This is a genomic window from Bacillus sp. CCNWLW194, from assembly GCF_037120585.1.
GTDB classification, from domain to species: Bacteria; Bacillota; Bacilli; order Bacillales; family Bacillaceae_G; genus Bacillus_A; species Bacillus_A basilensis.
In genome coordinates this window covers 253,180-274,868 of record NZ_JBBBBL010000007.1, presented here as the reverse complement: position 1 = coordinate 274,868, position 21,689 = coordinate 253,180, and the positions used below count along the sequence as shown (strand labels likewise).

Genomic DNA, 21,689 nt, shown 5'->3' with positions numbered 1-21,689 from the left:
AATAGTTAATCTGGTAAAATAAAAAACCTAACATATATAAAGGGGAGTTTTACTTGAGAACGATGCGACAATTATTACAAAAAAGAGCAATGCAATCACCAAATTTAGAAGCGCTTGTAGGGGGAGAGAAAAGGTATTCGTTTCAGCAGTATAATGAACGAGTAAATCAGCTTGCACAGTATTTGTTACAAAACGGTGTGCAAAGAGGCGATCGTATAGGAATACTTTGCAAAAATAATCACCCATTTCCAAGTATTATGATGGCAAGCTTAAAAATTGGAGCGGTATTTATTCCGCTAAATCATCAGCTTACTGTTTATGAACTAGAAACAATTGTAAAAGAAGCGAAATTAAAAGTATTAGTTATTGATGAAGAATTTAGTGAAGTTTTATTAAAAATTGATGCCGTTAAAGAAATTCCTTATGTAATTAAAACGACAAAAGAAGGCTTTGGTTCATTTGAATTAGAATTGCAAGAACAGCCAATTACAGAACCGAACGTAGAAGTGGATGAAGAGGATGATGCAATTTACTTATTTACTTCCGGAACAACTGGACAGGCAAAAGCATGCGTAATCGGACATAAAAACTTACATCATTATTTTGCTGAGATTGCGGGGCAAAGGGAAATTCCAGCAGGTGAACGCTTTTTATCCGTGCATCCATTGTTTCATATGAGTGGCGTGCTTTCTATTTTAAATTGTATTTATCATGGTGTTACGATGATTTTCTTAGCTGATTCGAATCCTACTCTTATTTGGGATAAGATTGAAGAAGAGAAAATTACTACGATGCTTGCATTCCCGGCTGTTTATAGCTACATGCTTGATGAACTAAATAAAAAAGAACGTAACATTTCAACCTTTACAGTAGCACAAAGCGGTGGAACAAAAGTGCCAGAAACGCTTATCCAAAAATATATGGAAAAAGGAATCTATATGGTGCAAGGCTATGGTAGTACAGAAGGTTGGGTTGTAACTTCATGGCATCCAATGATGGGAAAAGAAAAGATGTCTTCTGTAGGGAAAACCTTGAAAAATGTAGAGGTGAAAATTGTTCATCCAGAAACAGGACATGAACTAACAACTAATGAAGTTGGGGAGATTCACGTAAGAAGTCCATACATGTTTAAAGGATATTGGAATAATGAAAAGGCGACAAAGAAGGTAGTAAAAGATAATTGGTTTAACATGGGCGATGCTGGCATGTTAGATGACGATGGATTCTTGCATATTATGGGAAGATATAAAGACGTTATTATACGCGGTGGTGACAACGTATATCCAGATCAAGTAGAAGATGTTATTCATGAAATACATGGTGTTTTAGAAGTTGCAGTAGTTGGAGTTCCAGATGACTTTTGGGGAGAGGTTCCAAGAGCTTACATTGTGAAGGATAGCGAAAGAACATTAACAGAAGAAACTATTATTCAGTATTGTAAGGAGAAATTAGCAAGTTATAAAATACCAGAAGTGGTATTCGTAGAAGAGTTACCGAAAAACGCTTTAGGGAAAGTGCTGAAGAGAGAATTAAGGGATGTAGTTCTTGTGAAATAAAAATGTTATTAAACGATGAAGAACCCAGTTATGTATAAAGCATGGCTGGGTTTTTGTCTATCAAAAACATAATGATTTACTAGATTTTGTATTTTGTGTAAGATGATAAAGAATATTCAATTAATAATCGAGGGATGAGATGTAAATGAAGCTACCGTTATTAGAAGTAGAGACAGAGAGACTCATGATCCGTCCGTTCCAAAAAAATGATTATGAAAGTTGGTTAGATGGATTTAATAAAAGACTGCCATCGCAGTATAAATATGACGATGGCTATCAAGTTATGGCATCATCAACAAAAGAATGGTTCACGGAATGGATTAGAGGATTTGATGAAGCAGCACATCGGGATGAAATGTATGTATTAGGCATTTTCCGTAAAGAAGACGGAGCTAATATTGGAAAGATAGAGCTTATAAAAATTTTACGTATGGACTATCAATGGGCGATGATGGGGTATTCCATACATAATCAATACTGGAAAAATGGATATGGCATTGAAAGTGTAAAAGCTGCGTTACCGTTATTTTTTAATAGTCTTCATTTTCATAGAATAGAATTACATATACGTGTTGATAATGAGCCATCCGTTCGTCTTGCTGAAAGAGCAGGATTTTCTTTTGAATGCAAGAGAGAGGCGTTTTCTTTAGAGAATGATAGGTGGATGGATTTTCTTATTTATTTTAAAAATAAGGAGATGGACAGATGAGGGTGGTTATTACAGGTGGAAATCGCGGATTAGGGTTACAGCTAGTAAAAGTATTTCATGAAAAGGGGCATATTGTTTATCCGTTAGTTAGAACTGAGTTTGCGGTAACGCAATTGAAGCAAATGTTTAGTTGTAGATGTTTTCCTATATTGGCAGACTTATCGGCTGATGAGAGTACGGAGCAAATTAAGAAACAGCTTGAGGAATATACAGAGTATATTGATCTAGTTATAAATAACGCTGGAATTACTGGAAAGGAGACTGAGATTTTACATACGAATTCAGAAGAGTTAACGAACTTATTTAATATTCATTGCATAGGTGTAATTCGAGCTATAAAAGGTACATATGTGGCTTTAGCTAAATCGGATCATCCGAGAATCATAAATGTGTCCTCGCGATTGGGCTCATTGCATAAAATGGCGAACAAAGAGTTTCCGAAAGGGCAGTTTTCGTATTCTTATCGAATTGCTAAAGCTGCACAAAATATGTTAACACTCTGCTTACAACAAGAGTTTGAGGATAAAGGAATTCGTGTAACTGCCATTCACCCTGGAAAATTAAAGACTGACATTGGTGCTTTTGATGCGAATATGACTCCGGCTGAAGGAGCAAAAAATATATATGATTGGGTAATAGATTCAAATGAGGATGTTTCAGGGAAGTTTATTGAGCCAGGTGTGGGTGAATTAAAGTGGTGATATACGATCTTACAATCATTCAGAATCTATTTGGTCCCTCTAAAAAGGTATTAAATGACTTACCAAATGCAGTGGCAATTGAAGAAATAGAAGAAGATGTTCTTTATGATGTACAAACTTATAAAGAAAAGATAAGTAGATTTGAAGAAGTTTGCTTTAACTGGGAGTTAAAAAGAGCGAGTATTGTATTAAACAAGAGGTTTAGTAGTTATAACACAAGTGCAAAAGTGTTACTTGATGCGGGTTTTTCTTTGCATGCCGCAAAGATTGAAGTATGTAGAGAATTGAACAATACTGAAGAGCTTGAAAGACAATATACATATCGATCAATAGCAGAAGGAACGTTATCGGAAAAAGAATTTAAATATATTTGGGAACAATGTATGTTGGATTCAGGGAATCAAACTTCAACTTTAACTATCGATGAGCATTTTTATTCAGTGCAAACAGAGTTAGGTAAGGGCTGGGAAAAGTCATGTATTGTTTTTTATGATGAAGATGAGTCGATTGGTATGTCCATACCGCATATAGAAATTGGAACAGAAAGTGAAGGACGGTTATTTTATTTTGGGGTAATACCTTATTGTCGCGGGAAAGGAATTGCTTCCCAACTTCACCTTCAATCTTTACATATGTTAAAGGAAATGAATGCTACTTATTATATTGGGAGCACACATACGTCGAATGAAAAGATGCAGGGGATATTTTGGAGAAATAATTGTTCGTTGAAAACGGAGTTAGAGCTTTATTATAAAATTTTTAAAAAAGGTTAGGAGAAAAAATGAAGACTATAAACATATTTCATTATGACGCATTTACGAATAAACCGAATATGGGTAATCCAGCAGGTATTGTATTAGATGCAGATGGATTAACGGAAGAGGAAATGCAACGTATTGCTGAAAAAGTTGGATTTAACGAAACGTCTTTCGTTCTTTCTTCAGAAGTAGCAGATATAAGAATGCGCTATTTTACACCTGGTTATGAAATGGATTTATGTGGACACGGAACAGTTGGGACTATGTATGCCTTGCGTGAAAGAGGTTTATTAGAAGAGAAAACAAATCTTACGATTGAAACGAAGGCCGGGATTTTACCGATACAAATAGTTGTAAATGAAAATGAAGAAACCTTTATTAAAATGGGGCAGGCAGCACCTCAGTTTAAAGATTTTGCAGGTTCAACAGAAGCATTAGCTCATAGTATTGGTTTAGAAGAAAATGATTTAGATGTCAGTTTACCAATTGTATATGGAAGTACGGGGAACTGGACTGTAATTGTACCGATTAAAAATCTAGATGCATGTGAGAGAATGAGACCTCATAATGATGCATTCCCATCCGTATTAAAAGAAATACCTAATGCTTCTATTCATCCAGTTTGTTTAGAAACTTATGATGAACAGGTGCAAATGCATGGGCGTCATTTCTCATCAGCTTATGCTGGAACGATTGAAGATCCAGTGACAGGAACAGCTTCAGGTGTAATGGGAGCGTATTATGCGACGTATTTGGAGAAAGATTTTAATCATGAAATGGAGTTAATCGTTGAACAAGGACAGGAAATGAATAAAGATGGTCGTGTAACGGTATATGTAACGAAAGATGTAGAAAATGAGAATTTACGAATTGATATTGCGGGAACAGCGGTGTATGTGAAAGAGTTTGAAGTTTCAATATAAAAAGAAAGCCCGGAATACGTCCGGACTTTCATTATCTGTTCAATACTTCAATATACGAAGCATCTCCAGTTGTTCTTAAAGCAGAGCGGAAATTGTTGTTTTCTAATGTTTCAGCGACTTGTTTTAACTGCTGTGCATCATCATGATGGATAAGTAAGCTGTCGGCACCACTTTCCTCTATATGAATGTGTTCGACATTTCCGATGGCATCATGTACAGCTTTTAAAAATTCAGGTTTCATAGTGTCCTCCTATATGTATGTAACGTTGTTGTTAGTATTTCCTTATTTTTGAAATGTAAAAGTGAATGAATTTTTGTTATATTATGATTTTGGAAGGGGTTTCCTATTCGTTTGTCAAATAATAGTAAAGTTGTCTTTTGAATTGAAGGAATCTTCGGAATTAAAGGGTGAGGGAATGGACATTTCAGTAATCGCTACACAACTAGTTAAGGAGGAAGTTATTTCACGTTATCCAAATAGCATAAAAGTGTTGAACGGAGGAACGACAAGTACTGTATATTTGTTGGATGGAAAATACGTTGTAAAGCTGAATAAAGCGGAAGTAATACGTGAAGAAGCTAATTTTCTTTCTTTTTATGAGGGAAACGCTATATTTTCAAATCTTTTGTATAAGGAACCTTTACATACATATATTGTGTATTCTTTCCTTAAAGGTAGTACTTCGTGCAAACAGGGACATAAACGAATTACGCTTAGTACTCTTGTAAATGAAGTTATTAATCAGTATGAAATAGTTTCAGATATAGATGGTTGGGGATGGAAAGAAAGTCCGGTTCAATCTTGGAATGAATTTTTAACGAAAAATGTGATGGAAGCTTATGAAAATGTAAGACGTTACATAAGTAAAGAAGAGTATAGAATTGTTCTTAAATTAGCAAAGAGGGACGCTGAAATAAATCAGCCATTTTTATTGCATGGTGATCTTGGATTCCATAATTGTATATTTCAAGGAAATAAGCTGCACGGTGTAATTGATCCTTTACCAGTGTTAGGAGATCCTATATACGATTTAATTTATGCGTTCTGTTCAACTCCGGAAGATTTAACGAAAGAAGCAATTAATTATGTGATGAAACAATGTGTATTTCATAAAAAAGACAGTGAGTTATATGAAGAAATAGTTATTTGCTTATATTTGCGTATAGATACGTGTTTAAGGCACCACCCGAAAGATTTAGAAGATTATTTAGTAGCTTGGCGGTATTGGATGGGCGAGGTTGAGGTGACTTTATAATACAAATATTTTGGGGGAGATAGTGAAATGAATGTTTCAGAAGCGAAAAAGGATTTAGCGATAAAAACGAAGAGAGGATTACCAATTATATTAGCTGGCGTTTTATTTTGGGTCGTTATGAGTATAACGGGCTTTGTTCTTTCTGAAAAACAAGTGGTATGGGTATATTTAATCGGTATGGGATGTGTGTTTCCTTTCGGCTTAATGATAGCTGCTATATTGAAAATTGATATGTTTGCGAAAGGAAATCCGTTAGGGGTTTTGGCAGGATTAATTGGTGGGATAAATGTATTGAATATTCCGCTTGTATTACTTGCCTATTTTCAATTTCCAGAATGGTTACCTTTTGTAGTAGCAATGTTAATAGGTGTTCATTTTATCCCGTACGTATGGATTTATGAAAGTAAAAGTTATGGTTTATTGTCAGTAGGGAGTGTATTCGTAACGTCAGTTTGCGGGATTCTTTTTGCAGAAAAAGGATTTACTGTAATTCCATTATCGGTTACAGTTGTCTATTTCCTTACTTTTATAAGTTTGTTAATTGAAAATAAAAAAGCAGATCATTACCAACAAAAATCAGCTTAATAAAAATATAGGGATAGGGGGAATTATGATGAAAAATTTCGTTTGTACAACGTGTGGTGTGCAGTATGCAGCAAGTGTAGAGGAACCGGTGAGTTGTCATATTTGTGATGAAGAGAGGCAATATGTTAATCCGAAAGGGCAGTCTTGGACGACTTTAGAAAACTTGCAAACAGATGATACATACAAAAATGAAATAATTGAAGAAGAAAATGGGCTTTATAGTATTACGACAAAACCAGGATTTGCGATCGGGCAAACGGCATTTGTAGTGAAAACAGAGTCATATCGTTTACTATGGGACTGCATTACTTATTTAGATGAAACGACAATTGAGAAGATAAAAGAGCTTGGCGGATTAGATGCGATTGCATTGTCTCATCCTCATTATTATTCAACACAAGTAGAATGGGCGGAGACGTTCGATGTACCAATTTATATACACGAAGATGATAAAGAATGGGTAATGCGCCCGAGTAGTCGTATTATTTATTGGTCTGGTGAGTCTTTGAAATTAGCTGATGGATTGGTCATCCATCGTTTAGGAGGCCATTTCAAAGGAGGATCTGTCTTGCATTTGGAAGAAGGTAATGCTGGAAAAGGAATTTTGTTAACAGGGGATATTATTCAAGTTGTAGCAGATGAGCGATGGGTAAGCTTCATGTACAGCTATCCAAACTTAATTCCATTACCAGCGAGAAAAGTGGAAGAAATGGTGAATCGAGTGAAGCCGTTACAGTTTAATCGCTTATACAACGCTTTTCATCGAGTAGTAAAAGAAAATGCAAATGAGGCAGTTGAACGTTCTGCTGAAAGATATATTAAGGCGGTAGAAGGAAAGTTGTTTCATACGTAAAAAGTAATTTGATAAGCGGCAAAGCACTGGATGCTTTGCTGTTTTTATAGTGCTGAAACGTCGTTATTTGTCGGTAAGTCGATATCCTTTGTCGAAACGTCGATATATTGAAAAAATCGTTGATATATTTCAAGTTGTGATCGATATAATTGAAAAATCGTCGATATAATTTCATATACCTAAAAACAACGAAAAGCAAAGCGATATCGCTCTGCTTTTCGTTGTTTCTAGTAGATCAATCTAAAAATGCTTGTTGCAATGCCTTCAGTCCATCGCTGTAGATGCTATGAAACAGATTAATTGCCTCTTCATCACTAACCTCTACAGGAGTGAAAGTACCAGACCATTCTACTAACGATGTGTTACTTTCGGTACCTTCTTTAACTTTGATTGTAGATAGATAATTAGTGACTGGGAATGGTGCATTCATGATTGAATACGTGTAGTAGCGTTCCTTATCATTGAATACTTCTAAGCGTTCTATAATTGTATCGCCATCTGGATTAGCTAGATGACGTACACGACCGCCTTCAGTTAATTTACTGCTAGGTATATAAGGTAACCAGTCTGGAAGGGAATTGAAACCTCCGATTAATTGCCATACTTGTTCAGGTGAACCGAAAATTTCCATAGATGTAGTAGTATGTGCCATGTTCATTACGCTCCTTTTTATCTCGATATTTGCGAGCAAATAATCAGTGGGGAATGATCCCACTGATTAAGGTTTCAAATTATTTTACGTTGATTGGTAGTGGTGCATTAGGTGCTACTAGTTTTTGTTCGCGCATTTCTTCCCAGAATGCTGCTGGAATTACTGTGTTTAATGCAGTTTGGTCTTCTGCAATTCGTTCCGGTTTACTTGCACCAGGAACAACGGCAGCAACTGCTGGATTTGCTAATGAAAATTGTAATGCAGCAGCCTTGATGCTGATTTCGTGACGATCTGCAAGAGCTTTGATTTTCTCAACTTTTGCAATAATTTCTGGTGATGCTTTTTGGTATTCAAAGTGAGCACCTCCAGCAAGAATACCTGAGCTATATGGGCCACCAACGACAATATCCATATTATGCTTTACAGCTGCCGGCATTACTCGTTGCAATGCACGCTCGTGGTCTAGTAATGAATAACGACCAGCTAGTAAGGAGATATTTGGCTTCGCTTCTTCTAAATCAAGCATAAGTTCAATCGATTCTACTTTGTTTACTCCAAGTCCCCAGCCTTTAATGACGCCTTCTTCACGTAAGCGTGTTAGCGCACGGAATGCTCCTGTTCGAGCAATTTCAAATTGTGAAATCCACTCATCACCATAAAAGTCTTGTGCTAAATCATGAATGAAAACAAAGTCTAGTCGATCTGTTTTTAAACGTTTCAAACTTTGCTCGATAGAGCGAAGTGTTGCATCTGCGCTGTAGTCATTGATCATTTTATTTTTACGACCAAATTCGAACAGTCCGCCTTTTTCACCTAAATCACGTGCATATGGATCTTCTAGTTCATCTGAAATCGTTCGACCTACTTTTGTACTTAAAAAGTAATCATCACGATTTCTTTTTGATAGTGCTTCGCCAAGACGAATTTCTGCTAAGCCAGATCCATAAAGTGGAGCTGTATCAAAGTAACGAACGCCATTCTCCCAAGCAGCATCCACTGTAGCGATTGCTTCTTCTTCTGGGATATTACGGTACATATTTCCCAGTGGTGCTGTACCAAAACCAATTTTTTCTTTTAGTAATTTACTCATTATAGATATCCTCCTAAAAAGTATTTAAAAATTAATAAATCATTGTGAATGGATGTGAAAATGAAAACATGTCATTTCATCGTCTGACAAAATGCATGATAAAAGTATTGAAACAGCTAAAAAAGTACGCACTTTAAAGTACGGTACTAAAATGTAATTTCTAATACTGCATGACTCACTCAACTCTTACAAATGCTATTATGAAATGTATTTTACATAATGAAAAGTACGTACTTTAAAGTGATATAGATACTAAAAAGTAATACAGGTACTTTTTAGTGCCGTACTACTCAGTTACTGTTTACGTATGCTATTATGAAACATGTTTAACACAATAAAAAGTACGTACTTTAAGGTGCTATAGATACTTAAAAGTAATATTTAAATCTTTAGCTTACTTGCCTTATAACATTATTAAAGGAGATTTTTATATGAAAACATACAATATTCCTGTAGAGGCGACTTTAGAGGTTATCGGTGGGAAGTGGAAAGTAGTTATCCTTTGTCATTTGAAGAAAGACAAAAAGAGAACGTGCGAATTAAAACAATTAATGTCTGGTATTACACAAAAGATGTTAACACAACAATTACGTGAATTAGAAGAAGATGGTGTAATCGAGAGAAAAGTGTATAATCAAGTGCCGCCAAAAGTAGAGTATTCTTTAACTGATTACGGTCATTCTTTAGATGCTATACTCGATTCTCTTTGTCACTGGGGAGAAAATCATCTCGACAAGAATGGGAACACATCTATGCTCATAACAGCAGCTGAATAAACAAGGAAAAAACGAACGAAAATATGTTCGTTTTTTTCTTTTTGTTTTGTCATGTATATATAGGGAGATTTTTTAAGTAGCATAATTACTTTTTGGTAATATAGGTACTTTTTTGTGCTGTAGGAACTAAAATGTGCCGTATAGAAAATTATTTGTTTTTACGCAACAATAGAGAAGAAATTTAGAAAAAAGGAGAGGAGCACGCGTGAAACAATATAATATACCGATAGAAGCAACTTTAGAAATTATCGGAGGAAAGTGGAAGGTCGTTATTTTATGTCACTTAACGAAAGGGACAAAGAGAACGAGTGAGTTACAACGTTTGATTCCTGAAATTTCTGTTAGAATGTTGACTCAGCAATTACGTGAGTTAGAAGAAGATGGTGTGATTATACGTAAAATCTATACAGAAATTCCACCTCGAGTAGAATACTCCTTAACGGATTATGGTTGGTCTTTACAAAATGTATTAAACCAATTAACTGCATGGGGAGAAAGATGCATAGATAGAAAAAATAGTGAAGTTAAATGAAATCTATATATGTAATATTGAAAACACCACCCCATGACGAGGTGGTGTTTTTTCAGTATAAAACGTTAGAAAGTTACTATGGTGAAAAGTAAGGGGCTATACCATATCGGCAGCTGTTTTAGTAGGGTGAATGTTTAATTTATCATTCATCATAGGTACTTAAAAGTGCCTTCATCACTTTAAAGTACGTACTATGCTTCATAATATAACCGTTTTATAATGACACTCGTAGCAAGAAGCCATAACGGTTTTAAGCTATGTTCAAAAAGACTTATTAACTAGAATAGTTTTTTGTTCAATTTTTTTAGTAGGAGATGTTTATATGATTGAAGAACTTTTTTATAAAAAAATACTCAAAAATCTTTTTTCAGATCCAGTTCAAATTACACTTTGGAATGGAGAAACAATCCAATATGGAGAAGGGGAACCTCAATTTCATGTAACATTCCATAAGCCGCTTTCAAAAAAAGAGCTTGCAAAGGATCCTTCTATTGCATTCGGTGAAGCATATATGAATGGGGACCTTGAAATAAAGGGTAACCTTGAAAAAGCAATTCAATCTATTTATAAAAGGCAGGATAGCTTTTTAGGTGATAGTAAGTTGCAATATTTCAAAAGTAAATGGAATTTCTCAAAACAAAAAAATAAAGATGATATTGCTCATCATTATGATATTGGGAACGATTTCTATAAATTATGGCTTGATGAAACGATGACGTATTCTTGTGCATATTTCCAAAATGAGCAAGATTCTTTAACGACAGCTCAGCATAATAAAGTGAATCATATTTTGAAAAAGTTGAACCTTCAAAAAGGTGATACACTATTAGACATTGGTTGCGGATGGGGTGAGCTTATTACAGCTGCCGCTAAACAGTACGGTGTAAAAGCGATGGGAGTAACGTTAAGTGAGGAACAATATGCAAAAACTTCCGAGCGAATTAAACAAGAGGGACTTACAGATTTAGTTGAAGTATCCTTACTTGATTACCGCGATATTAAGAATCGTAAATTTGATAAAATTGTTAGTGTAGGTATGATTGAACATGTAGGAAAAGACAACATTATGCAATACTTTGAGACAGTGAATGAACTGCTAAACGATGGCGGAATTTCTCTTCTTCATTGTATTACTTCTCCGGCTAATGGTGGTGCTACGAATGGTTGGATTGAAAAGTATATATTCCCTGGCGGATATGTTCCTGCTGTTAATGAATTAATCACGAACATGACAAATGAACAATTTTTCATTGTTGATGTGGAAAGCTTACGTAGACATTACGGGAAAACATTACAACATTGGGCTCGAAATTTTGAAAACGTACTGGAGGAAGTTCGCAAAACGAAAGATGAGCGATTTATTCGTATGTGGCGTTTATATTTAAATGCATGTGCAGCTTCGTTCTTTACAGGTAATATTGATTTACATCAATTTGTATTTACAAAAGGTATTAACGATACAATTCCGATGACACGTTCTTATATGTATGAATAAGAGTGTGATCTAATAGCTCTTAAGCAATGTTTAAATTTATAGGTTCATAACTTAAAGTAAAAAAGTCGGGATGAAAATCGAAATGATTTGTATCCGACTTTTTTTATTTATTATATATATTTAAAATTAAAACTATATACTTTTAATAATAAAAATATATAATAAAAATAGAAACAAAATTTTATAAGCAAGGAAGTTGAAGAATATGACATTAACAATGGGCTTTATTGGATTTGGAAAATCAGCTAACCGCTATCATTTACCGTATGTAAATACACGTAAAAATATAAAAGTAAAAACGATTTTTGGCCGCCAAATTAGTGAAGAATTAGCGGCTCCATATAAGAGTAAAGGTGTTTATTTCACTACTGATTTGGACGAATTGTTGAATGACAAAGAAATCCAAGTAGTGACAATCTGTACGCCAGCACATACGCATTACGAATTAGCGAAAAAAGTTATACTTGCTGGGAAATCGGTTATCGTTGAAAAACCATTTTGCGATACAGTAGAATATGCGAAAGAATTATTAGCTTTAGGACGAGAGAAAGGTGTAGTAGTTATGCCTTATCAAAATCGTCGTTTTGATGGTGATTTCTTAGCTGTTAAGCAAGTTGTGGAACAAGGATTCCTTGGTGATATTATTGAGGTTGAATCGCACATTGATTACTTCCGTCCTGGCTCCATCTCTCATGAAGCTCCAAAAGAAGAAGGTTCATTCTACAGTTTAGGTATTCATACGATGGACCGTATGATTTCATTATTTGGCCGTCCAGATACTGTGACGTACGATATTCGTAATAATGAAGTGGAAGGTGCGGTTGATAATTATTTCGATGTTGGTCTACATTACGGAAATCAACTGAAAATTAAACTGAAAACAAACCATGTTGTAGCGAAAGATTATCCACGCTTTATCGTTCATGGAACAAATGGATCGTTTATTAAATACGGTGAAGATCAGCAGGAAAATGATCTGAAAGCGGGTATTATGCCTGAGAGTGCAGGATTTGGCGAAGATTCGCCGATGTACTATGGAGTGGCGAAATATCGCAATGCAAACGGTGATTGGATTGAAAAACAAATTAAAACGCCGCTTGGTGATTACGGTCGTTTCTATGATGCAGCGTATGAAACAATTGTAAATGGTGCTCCAAAACTTGTGAAAGACGAAGAAGCGGTAACGAATATTGAAATCTTGGAAAACGGATTTGTTGCTCCATCACCTTCAGTTTACAAACTTGAGGCTTTAAACTTGAATGAATAGAAGAGGGAATACAGCATAAAGGAGGTATGGAAATGGCAAGCGGATCAACACAAGTAAAATACCTCGGCATTTACCAAAAAATTAAACAGCAAATTTTAGACGGCGAATATAAAATTAATGAAAAAATTCCAAGTAGCCCCGTCCTTGCTGAAGAATTTGGTGTTTCAGCTCTTACTATTAAAAAAGCGCTGGATCTGTTAGTGAGAGACGGATACATCATCCGCCGCCGCGGAAGTGGAACAGTCGTTCAAGATTGGCGTCAGCAGGAAAAGGCACGAATGATTCAAACTTTAACAGGTACGAAAGCTGTTTACGGCAATGAGGTAGAAAGTAAAATTATCGAGTTTACGATTGTCGGTGCCGATGAAATCATTGCTGAAAAATTGGGCATTTCAGTGGGGGATTTTGTATATAAAATCATCCGCCTCCGCAGCATTCACAGTATTCCAACGATTATGGAGCATACATGGATGCCTATTTCGGTGATCCCAGGTGTTGAAGCTTCGGTTTTAGAGGAATCGATCTACTCGCACATTCAAAATAAACTAGGTCTTGAAGTAGGAACATCCGTTGTTAGGGTCAAAGGGGTTCGCCCAGATGATAGGGAAAAGCAGTTTATGAACTTAACAAATCAAGATTTCTTAATGAGAGTTGAACAAGTGGCCTATTTAACGGATGGACGAACTTTTGAGTACTCTTACGCCGATCATTTGCCGGAAACCTTTGAATTCGAAACAGTCATTACCGCAAAAAGTTATAGAGAGGCATAAAAAATAGGTTGGGGCAAGTATTGCCTCAACCTATTTTTTGTTTTCAATATAGTAGGAACAGTTACTATTCATCAGCTGTAATAAGCATGGACGTATTCCCGTTTTTTTCAAGATGAACTTCTCCCCAAGTGCAGAGGGAATCGAGTATGGCTCCTAAAGAAGAACCGTAATCCGTTAAAGAGTACTCTACTTTCGGTGGTACTTGGTCATACACTTTTCTTTGGATTACATCGTCTTCTTCTAGTTCACGTAATTGTTGTGTTAACATTTTTTGAGTAATACCAGACATTAAACGTTTTAATTCGCTCGTTCTTTTTGTTCCTTTTTTTAAATGGCAAAGGATAACAACTTTCCACTTTCCGCCAATAACTTCTAAAGTCGCTTCTACAGGAATATTATATGTTTTCATAAAAAAACTCCTTTGATGAATTTAGATTACAGTTTTGGACCTAAATACGTTGTAATACTAAAATTATTTCTTTTTAGTGCCTATAACACTTTAAAGTGCGTACTATTTATTGTGCTAAATATCGTTCATAATAACCGATGTAAGAGAGAAGTAAGCAGAACTACACTAGAAAGTTTATACGTTACTTTTTAGTACCTATAACACTTTAAAGTGCGTACTTTTTATTATGCTAAATATCGTCCATAATAAAACATGTAAGTAAGAAATGAATAAAATGCACTTTGAAGTGCATTGGAAATTGGTTAGCATAATACTATGGGAACCATCCACACAAAAAAATGATTAATTAATCCAAGACTTAACATTTGATTAATAGAACTGTAAGGTTTAAAATTACAGTATAGATTTAAGAAGTGAGTTGTCATCATCTGTAAATGTAGTTTCAATCATTTTATAAAAGAAGCATGAAAAGAAACGAATAGTAGAAATAAACGAAACATTGCCGAATAAATAATATTACGTGTATTTGATTCTAAACTGTAATTTTTTTTAATACATTTCAATAACCGATATTTAAAATGTACGTTTCATAAAGAACATTAAAGGAGTGAGTGAAATATGGTGGTTTTATATACAACAGCAAGCTGTGGTTCATGCCGAAAAGCGAAAGCATGGCTGGAAGAGAATCAAATTGATTATACTGAAAAAAATATCGTATCCAATTCTATGACAGTGGATGAACTTAAATCCATTCTTCGTTTAACTGAAGAGGGTGCTACTGAAATTATTTCAACTAGATCCAAAACTTTTCAAGACTTAAATATAAATATAGATGAGCTTTCGCTGAATGAATTTTATAAATTAATAATTGAGCATCCGCTAATGTTGCGTCGCCCAATTATGCTGGACGAGAAAAGATTACAGATTGGTTTTAATGACGAAGAAATTCGTAAATTTTTACCACGTAGCGTTCGAACGTTCTTAAATATTGAACTGCAAAAGTTGGCTAATTAATAAGTAATATTTTTCAAGAAAAGTTTTTTGAAAGGAGGAAACCGGAGATGATAGAAGTATGTGTTACAGTCAATTATAACGATAGAAATTATCAAACAAATGTTATTGTGAATAAAGATACGATATGGACAAAAATCAAACAGTTGGCAGAAGAACAAGTCAAAAAACAGTGGGGTTTTTAATTTGGATTATTTAAAAATTGAAGTTATAGGTTAGAGATTATAACTAAACCTAATATTTGTCAGCGATTAAATATAAAAAAATTTTTTGAAAGGAGGAAGCAAAAAATGATAGAAGTATGCGTTACAGTTAATTATAACGATAGAAATTATCAAACAAATGTTATTGTGAATAAAGATACGATATGGACAAAAATCAAACAGTTGGCAGAAGAGCAAGTGAAGAAACAATGGAGTCTTTAAATGTATTTTTAATTTAAAAAGCGAAATGGAGTTATGGGATATAGGTGAGTTCGGATAGAATATAAAAGAATTTATTTCTTCATGATTAGAATGAATTTTATATATTTTAATGTTCGACTAACGTATCTGTAATATTTATGGCTACAGTAAGTTAACATGCCAGAAACATTATTCTTTATCGTAGGAGGAAAACCATGAGCAGCGACTTTACCTTGGCCATTCACAGTTTAACTTATTTAGCTCTACAGCCAGACCGAATGTCAACAAGTAATGCTATTTCAGAAAGTGCAGGTGTTCACCCAGTACGCATTCGTAAAGTGCTAAGTTTGTTAAAAAAACATAAGTTTATTCAATCAAAAGAGGGGACTGGTGGAGGTTTTATTTTTGCTCGGGATTTAAGTGAAGTTAACCTCTGGCATATTTATCAAATAACCTCTGAAGGTGCGTTGCAACCTAAGTGTCCGGAATCAAATGATCAGTGTATTGTAGGTTTGAATATGCAAAAAGTTCTCTTCACTATTTTTTTAGGTGCGGAAGAACATCTAGGTGAATACTTAAAGAACTATACAATGCAAGAAATTGTTGATCTTATCAATCAAGAACGTTAAACGGCTTAAATGTTATATAGTCGTAAGTTTTTAAAAATTAAATGTAATAGAAAATATTACAGTTTAATTTTGTTTTTTATTTCTTGTTTATCGTCATTAAAAATAATTTGTAAGAAGGTGAAAAAGTATGATGTCAAATAATAATCATGTTTTAAAAGTAGGAGATTGGGTTCGAGGAGTATCAAATGAGGGTGAATTCATAGTTGGTTACATTGTATCACTTGATGAAGCGGAAGATGTAGTTACAGTTAGTATAGTGAAACGTGACGACAAGTACACAATAAACGAAGCGATTTTACTCTTTAGTAAACATGTTAACAAGCTCCCTGAATCAAAGGTAATAAATAAGGAGCAAATCCTTTATCTTATAGACCTTGCATTATTAACAGGAGACGAAGAATGGTTTATCGAGCTTTCTTCAAAATTAAACTCGATCAAAGAGTTAGTTAATGAGGGGTTTTAATTTGTTAGGTTGTGCAATAATCAATAAAATCCTCTCTTTTGTTGCATCTTATTAAAAGAGAGGATTGATGTTATGGAAATAAGACTAACAATGGTTAGCATTATGTGTTTTCTTAGTTTTATATTACCCTGTATTTCTGTTCAGGCAATTGTAAAAAAGGAAAATAATATAAACGTAAACTTTGACATAGAGATATTCCTGAAGAAGAGTTAAAAAAACTAGAATTAAGATGACATTGTATTGAGGTGTTTGCACACTCCTGATAATGATTATTATGTAAATAAGCTGCCTGATATGGGTAGCTTATTTTATTTTTTTTCGTTTAGCGTAGTTTTTTTAAGTGTTAGTGGTCTCTTATTGCCATAAAGTAAAAAACGTATCTTCCTAAAAATGTATATCAATGCAATAGAGATAATATATATCCTAAAAAATGGTTTATACATTCAAAACGATATTTATTTTTAATTACATTAATTGTTTATTAGAATATCTTTTCTAGTTTGAAATAAAATTTTTTGACAAATAAGGATATAAATATCTGTATGATGAGTAACTTGAATAAGTAATATATTATTGTATTTTATGCTAATTAATTCAATTTTAAGTGATAGGAACAAGGGTTGCGTACTAACTGTAAATTATTATCCATATAAAATTATACCTATTAAATATTTCTGAAAATATAAAAATATTAATTTTATAAATATACACGTTATAATGAGGGCGTCGAGAGAAATTTTATTATCTCTGGAGAAAATATAAAAAATGCGATTATTAGTAAGAAAGGTGTGTGATTAGAGGCGAAATGTATGTAAAGTGCTTCAGTGGCTTGTGTAATCAATACCATAAATGCTGCCGAAGTTATTAAAGTGATGTATAGAATTGAGAAAGAAATGCCTCGCAAATTAAGAGAGGCCGGTTTAGCTAAATTTACTGTTAAAAGTAAAAAAGAGAAACCATTAAAGTAATACACTGTTATTAGAAATGTTGCAACGTATTTATGAAGTCTATTCTATATTGTTCTCTTAAGGGTCTTTATATAAAGAGCGGATATTACGAGTAAACTTTTTTGTGAACGCTAACAATTATATTAGGACGCTAACTAGCGAATGTTTCAATTTGGATTTATTATGATGAAGGACATGCAATGTGGGGCAACTTGTAAGGAATTCATTTTCCAAAAAAGGAAAATATTCGTTAGCTAAAAAGGGAGATGCAAGAATAGATACAAGGGGGAGTTATTATATGAACGGGAATACTGCAAAGAAAATAGAAGTTCAAGCTGAAAATACCGCACTAAAAAATGAGCAATATGCAGATCCGAAAAAGTGGCATAAGCAGGATACTACATGGGCATTGAGTCTATTTGGAACTGCAATTGGAGCAGGGGTGCTCTTTTTACCGATTAATGCAGGTTCAGGTGGTTTATTATCTTTACTACTAATTACATTACTTGCATATCCAGTTATGTACTACTCACATAGGGCACTTGCTAAAATGATATACGCTTCTAATTCTGCTGATGAGGGGATCACAGGTACAATTAGAGAGTATTTCGGAAATAAAGCGAGTATCATTTTTAACATCGTATATTTCGGTTCAATTTATACAATCGTACTAATGTATTCGGTTGCGCTTACAAATACTGCAAGTAGTTTTATCGTGCATCAATTGCACATGCCAGAACCTCCAAGGGCTATTTTATCACTTGTATTAGTTCTTGGTCTTATCGCTATACTGAATTTTGGTCAAGATATTACTGTAAAGGTAATGAGTATGCTAGTGTATCCTTTCATAGCTTCTCTACTTTTTATCGCAATATCTTTAATTCCACAGTGGAATACGTCAATGCTTAGTTTTTCAGCTGTTTCTACTGCTTCAACGGGAACAGGATATTTTGGAACGATATTAATGATTCTACCAATCATCGTATTCTCATTTAATCATTCACCTATGATTTCATCATTTGTTGTGAAACAGAGAGCTACGTATGGTATCGAAGCCACTGATGCTAAATGTGCGCAAATACAAAAGGTTTGTTATATCATGACATTTGCGGTTGTTATGTTCTTCGTCTGGAGCAGTACATTGAGTTTGACTCCAGATGATATTAAAATGGCAAAAGAGCAGAACTTATCAATCCTTTCATATCTTGCTAATGAGCTTAATTCGCCTGTAATCACTATTGCAGCTCCTATCATTGCTTTTGTGGCTATTACAAAGTCTTTCCTTGGTCACTATATCGGAGCATATGAGGTAATGCGTGACGTGATTATGAAGTTTGGTAAAACACGTGGAAAAGATATAGAAGAAAAAACAATTAAGACAATAATCCTTACTTTTGTCGTATTAACATGCTGGTATGTTGCTTATGCAAATCCAAGTATTCTTGGAATTATTGATTCACTTAGCGGTCCATTAGTTGCTGCTATCTTATGTCTATTACCGATGTATGCAATCAATAAAGTAGCGGTACTAGCTAAATACAAAGGGAAAATGAGCAACGTATTTGTTATTATTGTAGGTGTCCTTACTGTTTTAGCAAGTATTAAGTCATTATTCTAATTCACGATTGTTAGTTTTAGTGTAAAAATAGTGGATACGAAAAACTTTTTGGACAAACTTCTCACGTTGGAGAGTTTGTCCTTTTTTATTCAATCTATTAACAAACAGCCACCTTTCAGATAAGGTGGCTGCTTCGGTATTAATTTATTTTCACTATTCACGTCTAAATGGACCTTTTGGAGCAATTAGCTCTAAATTAGTACCATCTGGATCACGGAAGTAGGCAACTCCTGTACCAAATCCAGATTTCAAGCCGTCTTCTTCTTGAAAGACAATTGGATCTCCATCTGGTTCTACTCCAATTGCTTTTAGACGTTCTACAGCGGCATCAATATCTTCTACTTCAAAACAAAGATGCATCGCACTAATTTGATCATTTGAGTAAGAGGCTTTATCTGATTTAGGAACAATATATTCTAGAATGTCGATATTTAAATTGTCTAAGTGAAGGTTGGCATATTTAATACGAGTATCTTCAAGTCCTTGAGTTTGCGCCATTCTTTTTCCGCCAATTTCATCGATGTTTGATACTTTCTTACCTGTTAATGCTTCGTAAAAAACGATAGATTTTTCTAAATCACTTACTGTAATTCCAACATGATTTACTTGTGAAAAGCCTGCTGTTTTTTCACTCATTTTTGTTGCCTCCTATTTTTAGGTGGTGTAATGTATTCGTTTCACCAATCTTTTACTGTAATTAAAATGAGCCTTTAGTAGAAGTTCTATTCTAAGTATTTTGTAACGAGACACGAGAAATATAAGAGTGTTTTTTGATTAAAAAAGAATCTAGTATCGGCTAGGTTCTTTTTATTTTTCGTTTGTCTTAATAAAAAAATGATGAATTTGAATTACAACCATTGAGCAAAAAAGTTTGTTATTAAAAATATTATTCATTAGTACATACATTTTTAATAAGTTAAATATATTTCATAATAGTCTCTGTAAGAGGAGGATGAGTAGAAAAGTACTTTAAAGTACCTATAGCACTTTAAAGTGCGTACTTTTTATCACCCTGAATATCATTCATAATAGCACCTGTAAGAAGAAAATGAGCTTTACGGTACTAGCTACTTGATTTTACAGCAGTTTATTTAGATTTAGATTGATTGAATTGATACTTTAGAATTCAATAATTTCTCGAAATGCTAGAGTGGCATAAAACGATTATGGAGGTTAAAGATATGAGTACTTCAAATTTGAATGAAATTAGTAAACAAATTGTAAAAGAGGAGGAAACACTTCAATTTTCCTCTTTTACAAATGAAGATGCCTTGCAATTAGGTTTATTTATTGTTGAAACAGCAAAGCGAGAGGGAAAATTAATTGCTGTTGATATAACAAAAAACGGTGTGCAATTATTTCATTTCAAGATGACAGGGACAAATGAGGAAAATACGAAATGGATTGAGCGTAAAAAACGAGTTGTTTCCCTGCATGATCATAGCTCGTATTATATGCAGATACAAAGTGAAATAACTGGAATCTCATATAATGAAAAATATCTTTTAGATACTTCGGAATATGCTGCGTTTGGTGGATGCTTTCCTATCAGAATAAAAAACGTAGGGGTTATTGGAATGATAACAGTTTCAGGATTGCCGCCAGAAGAAGATCACGAATTGGTAATAAGAGCAGTTAAAAATCATTTGAATCAATAGCTGTAGCTAGTGAATAGATAATTAATTTTAGGGGGCAATACTATGCCATTAATTGAGCTAAATACTTGGCCAACGATGTCAACAGAAGAAAAAAAGGAATTTATTTATGAAGTAACTGAACTTACAATAAAACGATTAAAAATTGTCCCTGACAAAATTCAAGTGTTGATCACGGAACTTGAGAAAGAAAATTGGGGGAAGGCTGGAGCTGTAGCAAGTGATGCTACCTTTGCTGAGAAAAGTAGGGTGTCCAATTGGGAAACAAAAGAGTCTTATGATACACCGGATCGTAACGTTGATGGAATGGCTATCATTAAGATCGATATATGGAATACATTTGATCAAGAGACAAAGGATAAGTGGGTAAATGAACTTACACAATTAACCTCTAAATATACACATGCACCTTTGGATAAAGTGCTAATTCTTATTCGTGAAATGATTCCAGGAAACTGGGGACAAAGCGGTGTAACAGGAGCCGATAAAGACTTTCTTTCCAAAAGTCGTACATTTTAATGATTAAATAAAAAAGGCAAAAATGAACATATTTCTGTTCGTTTTTGCCTTTTTTGTTATTTGTCTGCGGTAATGAATATGATTCTTTACTTTTCAAGTAATACCCTCTAA

At 34.1% G+C, this 21,689-nt stretch carries 26 protein-coding genes and 1 pseudogene; 22 read left to right on the top strand and 5 right to left on the bottom strand.

The annotated features are described in order from the left end of the window. The first annotated feature begins 53 nt into the window (after nucleotides 1–53). The 5 genes from V7S50_RS18120 (at nucleotide 54) to V7S50_RS18100 (ending at nucleotide 4,647) form a co-directional block, all read left to right on the top strand. The gene (locus V7S50_RS18120) at nucleotides 54–1,556 is read left to right on the top strand and encodes a class I adenylate-forming enzyme family protein (protein ID WP_242256251.1); all 1,503 of its coding nucleotides are present in this window, start codon (nucleotides 54–56) and stop codon (nucleotides 1,554–1,556) included. 145 nt (nucleotides 1,557–1,701) lie between these two features. Beyond that, nucleotides 1,702–2,265 (top strand): GNAT family N-acetyltransferase, encoded by a 564-nt coding sequence (locus V7S50_RS18115; RefSeq protein ID WP_242256249.1) that lies wholly within the window; start codon nucleotides 1,702–1,704, stop codon nucleotides 2,263–2,265. After that, on the top strand, nucleotides 2,262–2,966 hold the full coding sequence (locus tag V7S50_RS18110; RefSeq protein ID WP_242256247.1) for an SDR family NAD(P)-dependent oxidoreductase: 705 nt from the start codon (nucleotides 2,262–2,264) through the stop codon (nucleotides 2,964–2,966). The genes V7S50_RS18115 and V7S50_RS18110 overlap by 4 nt, the downstream gene beginning before the upstream one ends. Further along, nucleotides 2,963–3,739 (top strand): GNAT family N-acetyltransferase, encoded by a 777-nt coding sequence (locus V7S50_RS18105; protein ID WP_242256245.1) that lies wholly within the window; start codon nucleotides 2,963–2,965, stop codon nucleotides 3,737–3,739. Before V7S50_RS18110 ends, V7S50_RS18105 begins: the two co-directional genes overlap by 4 nt. Before the next feature lie 8 nt (nucleotides 3,740–3,747). Beyond that, on the top strand, nucleotides 3,748–4,647 hold the full coding sequence (locus V7S50_RS18100; protein ID WP_242256243.1) for a PhzF family phenazine biosynthesis protein: 900 nt from the start codon (nucleotides 3,748–3,750) through the stop codon (nucleotides 4,645–4,647). 31 nt (nucleotides 4,648–4,678) lie between these two features. On the opposite strand, the gene V7S50_RS18095 is transcribed toward V7S50_RS18100, so the two are convergent. Further along, nucleotides 4,679–4,888: a hypothetical protein gene (locus V7S50_RS18095; protein ID WP_000801648.1), complete on the bottom strand. Its 210-nt coding sequence runs from the start codon at nucleotides 4,886–4,888 to the stop codon at nucleotides 4,679–4,681. A 175-nt stretch (nucleotides 4,889–5,063) separates the two neighbouring features. On the opposite strand from V7S50_RS18095, the gene V7S50_RS18090 reads away from it, so the two are divergent. From V7S50_RS18090 to V7S50_RS18080, 3 genes are read left to right on the top strand one after another with little or no spacing between them, the layout of a single operon-like run. Continuing rightward, on the top strand, nucleotides 5,064–5,903 hold the full coding sequence (locus V7S50_RS18090) for a phosphotransferase (protein WP_242256241.1): 840 nt from the start codon (nucleotides 5,064–5,066) through the stop codon (nucleotides 5,901–5,903). 27 nt (nucleotides 5,904–5,930) lie between these two features. After that, nucleotides 5,931–6,488: a DUF7010 family protein gene (locus V7S50_RS18085; protein ID WP_242256239.1), complete on the top strand. Its 558-nt coding sequence runs from the start codon at nucleotides 5,931–5,933 to the stop codon at nucleotides 6,486–6,488. 25 nt (nucleotides 6,489–6,513) lie between these two features. After that, nucleotides 6,514–7,341, top strand: coding sequence for a hypothetical protein (locus V7S50_RS18080; RefSeq protein ID WP_242256237.1), 828 nt, complete (start codon nucleotides 6,514–6,516; stop codon nucleotides 7,339–7,341). Between the two features lie 235 nt (nucleotides 7,342–7,576). Here V7S50_RS18080 and V7S50_RS18075 read toward each other — a convergent pair whose 3' ends face one another. Beyond that, a complete protein-coding gene (locus V7S50_RS18075; RefSeq protein ID WP_063221905.1) occupies nucleotides 7,577–7,993 on the bottom strand; it encodes an SRPBCC family protein in 417 nt (138 codons plus the stop codon). Between the two features lie 79 nt (nucleotides 7,994–8,072). Next, a complete protein-coding gene (locus V7S50_RS18070; protein ID WP_242256235.1) occupies nucleotides 8,073–9,083 on the bottom strand; it encodes an aldo/keto reductase in 1,011 nt (336 codons plus the stop codon). A gap of 431 nt (nucleotides 9,084–9,514) precedes the next feature. Here V7S50_RS18070 and V7S50_RS18065 point away from each other — a divergent pair, with 431 nt between their 5' ends. The 5 genes from V7S50_RS18065 to V7S50_RS18045 all read left to right on the top strand — a co-directional run bounded on the left by V7S50_RS18065 (nucleotide 9,515) and on the right by V7S50_RS18045 (nucleotide 13,923). Next, nucleotides 9,515–9,859 carry a winged helix-turn-helix transcriptional regulator gene (locus V7S50_RS18065; protein WP_242256233.1) on the top strand — a complete coding sequence of 115 codons (345 nt, stop codon included), beginning with the start codon at nucleotides 9,515–9,517 and terminating at the stop codon, nucleotides 9,857–9,859. 205 nt (nucleotides 9,860–10,064) lie between these two features. Further along, the gene (locus tag V7S50_RS18060; protein WP_242256230.1) at nucleotides 10,065–10,391 is read left to right on the top strand and encodes a winged helix-turn-helix transcriptional regulator; all 327 of its coding nucleotides are present in this window, start codon (nucleotides 10,065–10,067) and stop codon (nucleotides 10,389–10,391) included. 322 nt (nucleotides 10,392–10,713) lie between these two features. Then, nucleotides 10,714–11,886 carry a cyclopropane-fatty-acyl-phospholipid synthase gene (locus V7S50_RS18055; protein WP_242256228.1) on the top strand — a complete coding sequence of 391 codons (1,173 nt, stop codon included), beginning with the start codon at nucleotides 10,714–10,716 and terminating at the stop codon, nucleotides 11,884–11,886. 205 nt (nucleotides 11,887–12,091) lie between these two features. Next, entirely contained in the window at nucleotides 12,092–13,153 is a 1,062-nt protein-coding gene (locus tag V7S50_RS18050; protein ID WP_242256226.1) for an oxidoreductase, read from the top strand. 32 nt (nucleotides 13,154–13,185) lie between these two features. Next, nucleotides 13,186–13,923, top strand: a complete 738-nt coding sequence (locus tag V7S50_RS18045; protein WP_242256224.1) for a GntR family transcriptional regulator — start codon at nucleotides 13,186–13,188, stop codon at nucleotides 13,921–13,923. A 64-nt stretch (nucleotides 13,924–13,987) separates the two neighbouring features. Here the strand turns inward: V7S50_RS18045 and V7S50_RS18040 are convergent, their stop codons facing one another. After that, nucleotides 13,988–14,332: a winged helix-turn-helix transcriptional regulator gene (locus V7S50_RS18040; RefSeq protein ID WP_147806915.1), complete on the bottom strand. Its 345-nt coding sequence runs from the start codon at nucleotides 14,330–14,332 to the stop codon at nucleotides 13,988–13,990. Nucleotides 14,333–14,950: 618 nt separating this feature from the next. On the opposite strand from V7S50_RS18040, the gene spxA reads away from it, so the two are divergent. The 7 genes and pseudogenes from spxA to V7S50_RS18010 all read left to right on the top strand — a co-directional run bounded on the left by spxA (nucleotide 14,951) and on the right by V7S50_RS18010 (nucleotide 19,404). After that, nucleotides 14,951–15,346, top strand: coding sequence for a transcriptional regulator SpxA (gene spxA, locus V7S50_RS18035; protein WP_000261180.1), 396 nt, complete (start codon nucleotides 14,951–14,953; stop codon nucleotides 15,344–15,346). Between the two features lie 47 nt (nucleotides 15,347–15,393). Further along, entirely contained in the window at nucleotides 15,394–15,528 is a 135-nt protein-coding gene (locus V7S50_RS18030) for a BA3454 family stress response protein (protein ID WP_063221899.1), read from the top strand. A gap of 105 nt (nucleotides 15,529–15,633) precedes the next feature. Next, a complete protein-coding gene (locus V7S50_RS18025; protein ID WP_000573529.1) occupies nucleotides 15,634–15,768 on the top strand; it encodes a BA3454 family stress response protein in 135 nt (44 codons plus the stop codon). A gap of 194 nt (nucleotides 15,769–15,962) precedes the next feature. After that, a complete protein-coding gene (saiR, locus tag V7S50_RS18020) occupies nucleotides 15,963–16,376 on the top strand; it encodes an Rrf2-family transcriptional regulator SaiR (RefSeq protein ID WP_242254708.1) in 414 nt (137 codons plus the stop codon). 127 nt (nucleotides 16,377–16,503) lie between these two features. Continuing rightward, nucleotides 16,504–16,839: an IDEAL domain-containing protein gene (locus V7S50_RS18015; RefSeq protein WP_199678148.1), complete on the top strand. Its 336-nt coding sequence runs from the start codon at nucleotides 16,504–16,506 to the stop codon at nucleotides 16,837–16,839. Between the two features lie 72 nt (nucleotides 16,840–16,911). Next, nucleotides 16,912–17,034: pseudogene (locus V7S50_RS34065) on the top strand (DUF3888 domain-containing protein); the annotation flags it as partial. Between the two features lie 1,050 nt (nucleotides 17,035–18,084). Then, nucleotides 18,085–19,404, top strand: coding sequence for an aromatic amino acid transport family protein (locus V7S50_RS18010; RefSeq protein WP_001014166.1), 1,320 nt, complete (start codon nucleotides 18,085–18,087; stop codon nucleotides 19,402–19,404). Nucleotides 19,405–19,557: 153 nt separating this feature from the next. On the opposite strand, the gene V7S50_RS18005 is transcribed toward V7S50_RS18010, so the two are convergent. After that, nucleotides 19,558–20,040, bottom strand: coding sequence for a VOC family protein (locus tag V7S50_RS18005; RefSeq protein ID WP_242254706.1), 483 nt, complete (start codon nucleotides 20,038–20,040; stop codon nucleotides 19,558–19,560). Nucleotides 20,041–20,546: 506 nt separating this feature from the next. Here V7S50_RS18005 and V7S50_RS18000 point away from each other — a divergent pair. Further along, on the top strand, nucleotides 20,547–21,062 hold the full coding sequence (locus tag V7S50_RS18000) for a heme-degrading domain-containing protein (RefSeq protein WP_242254704.1): 516 nt from the start codon (nucleotides 20,547–20,549) through the stop codon (nucleotides 21,060–21,062). Nucleotides 21,063–21,104: 42 nt separating this feature from the next. Then, a complete protein-coding gene (locus tag V7S50_RS17995) occupies nucleotides 21,105–21,578 on the top strand; it encodes a tautomerase family protein (RefSeq protein WP_242254702.1) in 474 nt (157 codons plus the stop codon). Nucleotides 21,579–21,689 lie beyond the last annotated feature (111 nt).

Excerpts from the sequence above, each read along its gene's own strand:
- V7S50_RS18115 (WP_242256249.1), top strand. The coding sequence starts at position 1,702 with ATGAAGCTACCGTTATTAGAAGTAGAGACAGAGAGACTCATGATCCGT.
- V7S50_RS18110 (WP_242256247.1), top strand. The coding sequence starts at position 2,262 with ATGAGGGTGGTTATTACAGGTGGAAATCGCGGATTAGGGTTACAGCTA.
- V7S50_RS18100 (WP_242256243.1), top strand. The coding sequence starts at position 3,748 with ATGAAGACTATAAACATATTTCATTATGACGCATTTACGAATAAACCG.
- V7S50_RS18095 (WP_000801648.1), bottom strand. The coding sequence starts at position 4,888 with ATGAAACCTGAATTTTTAAAAGCTGTACATGATGCCATCGGAAATGTC.
- V7S50_RS18090 (WP_242256241.1), top strand. The coding sequence starts at position 5,064 with ATGGACATTTCAGTAATCGCTACACAACTAGTTAAGGAGGAAGTTATT.
- V7S50_RS18085 (WP_242256239.1), top strand. The coding sequence starts at position 5,931 with ATGAATGTTTCAGAAGCGAAAAAGGATTTAGCGATAAAAACGAAGAGA.
- V7S50_RS18080 (WP_242256237.1), top strand. The coding sequence starts at position 6,514 with ATGATGAAAAATTTCGTTTGTACAACGTGTGGTGTGCAGTATGCAGCA.
- V7S50_RS18075 (WP_063221905.1), bottom strand. The coding sequence starts at position 7,993 with ATGGCACATACTACTACATCTATGGAAATTTTCGGTTCACCTGAACAA.
- V7S50_RS18070 (WP_242256235.1), bottom strand. The coding sequence starts at position 9,083 with ATGAGTAAATTACTAAAAGAAAAAATTGGTTTTGGTACAGCACCACTG.
- V7S50_RS18065 (WP_242256233.1), top strand. The coding sequence starts at position 9,515 with ATGAAAACATACAATATTCCTGTAGAGGCGACTTTAGAGGTTATCGGT.
- V7S50_RS18055 (WP_242256228.1), top strand. The coding sequence starts at position 10,714 with ATGATTGAAGAACTTTTTTATAAAAAAATACTCAAAAATCTTTTTTCA.
- V7S50_RS18050 (WP_242256226.1), top strand. The coding sequence starts at position 12,092 with ATGACATTAACAATGGGCTTTATTGGATTTGGAAAATCAGCTAACCGC.
- V7S50_RS18045 (WP_242256224.1), top strand. The coding sequence starts at position 13,186 with ATGGCAAGCGGATCAACACAAGTAAAATACCTCGGCATTTACCAAAAA.
- V7S50_RS18040 (WP_147806915.1), bottom strand. The coding sequence starts at position 14,332 with ATGAAAACATATAATATTCCTGTAGAAGCGACTTTAGAAGTTATTGGC.
- spxA (WP_000261180.1), top strand. The coding sequence starts at position 14,951 with ATGGTGGTTTTATATACAACAGCAAGCTGTGGTTCATGCCGAAAAGCG.
- V7S50_RS18030 (WP_063221899.1), top strand. The coding sequence starts at position 15,394 with ATGATAGAAGTATGTGTTACAGTCAATTATAACGATAGAAATTATCAA.
- V7S50_RS18025 (WP_000573529.1), top strand. The coding sequence starts at position 15,634 with ATGATAGAAGTATGCGTTACAGTTAATTATAACGATAGAAATTATCAA.
- saiR (WP_242254708.1), top strand. The coding sequence starts at position 15,963 with ATGAGCAGCGACTTTACCTTGGCCATTCACAGTTTAACTTATTTAGCT.
- V7S50_RS18015 (WP_199678148.1), top strand. The coding sequence starts at position 16,504 with ATGATGTCAAATAATAATCATGTTTTAAAAGTAGGAGATTGGGTTCGA.
- V7S50_RS18010 (WP_001014166.1), top strand. The coding sequence starts at position 18,085 with ATGAACGGGAATACTGCAAAGAAAATAGAAGTTCAAGCTGAAAATACC.
- V7S50_RS18005 (WP_242254706.1), bottom strand. The coding sequence starts at position 20,040 with ATGAGTGAAAAAACAGCAGGCTTTTCACAAGTAAATCATGTTGGAATT.
- V7S50_RS18000 (WP_242254704.1), top strand. The coding sequence starts at position 20,547 with ATGCTAGAGTGGCATAAAACGATTATGGAGGTTAAAGATATGAGTACT.
- V7S50_RS17995 (WP_242254702.1), top strand. The coding sequence starts at position 21,105 with ATGCCATTAATTGAGCTAAATACTTGGCCAACGATGTCAACAGAAGAA.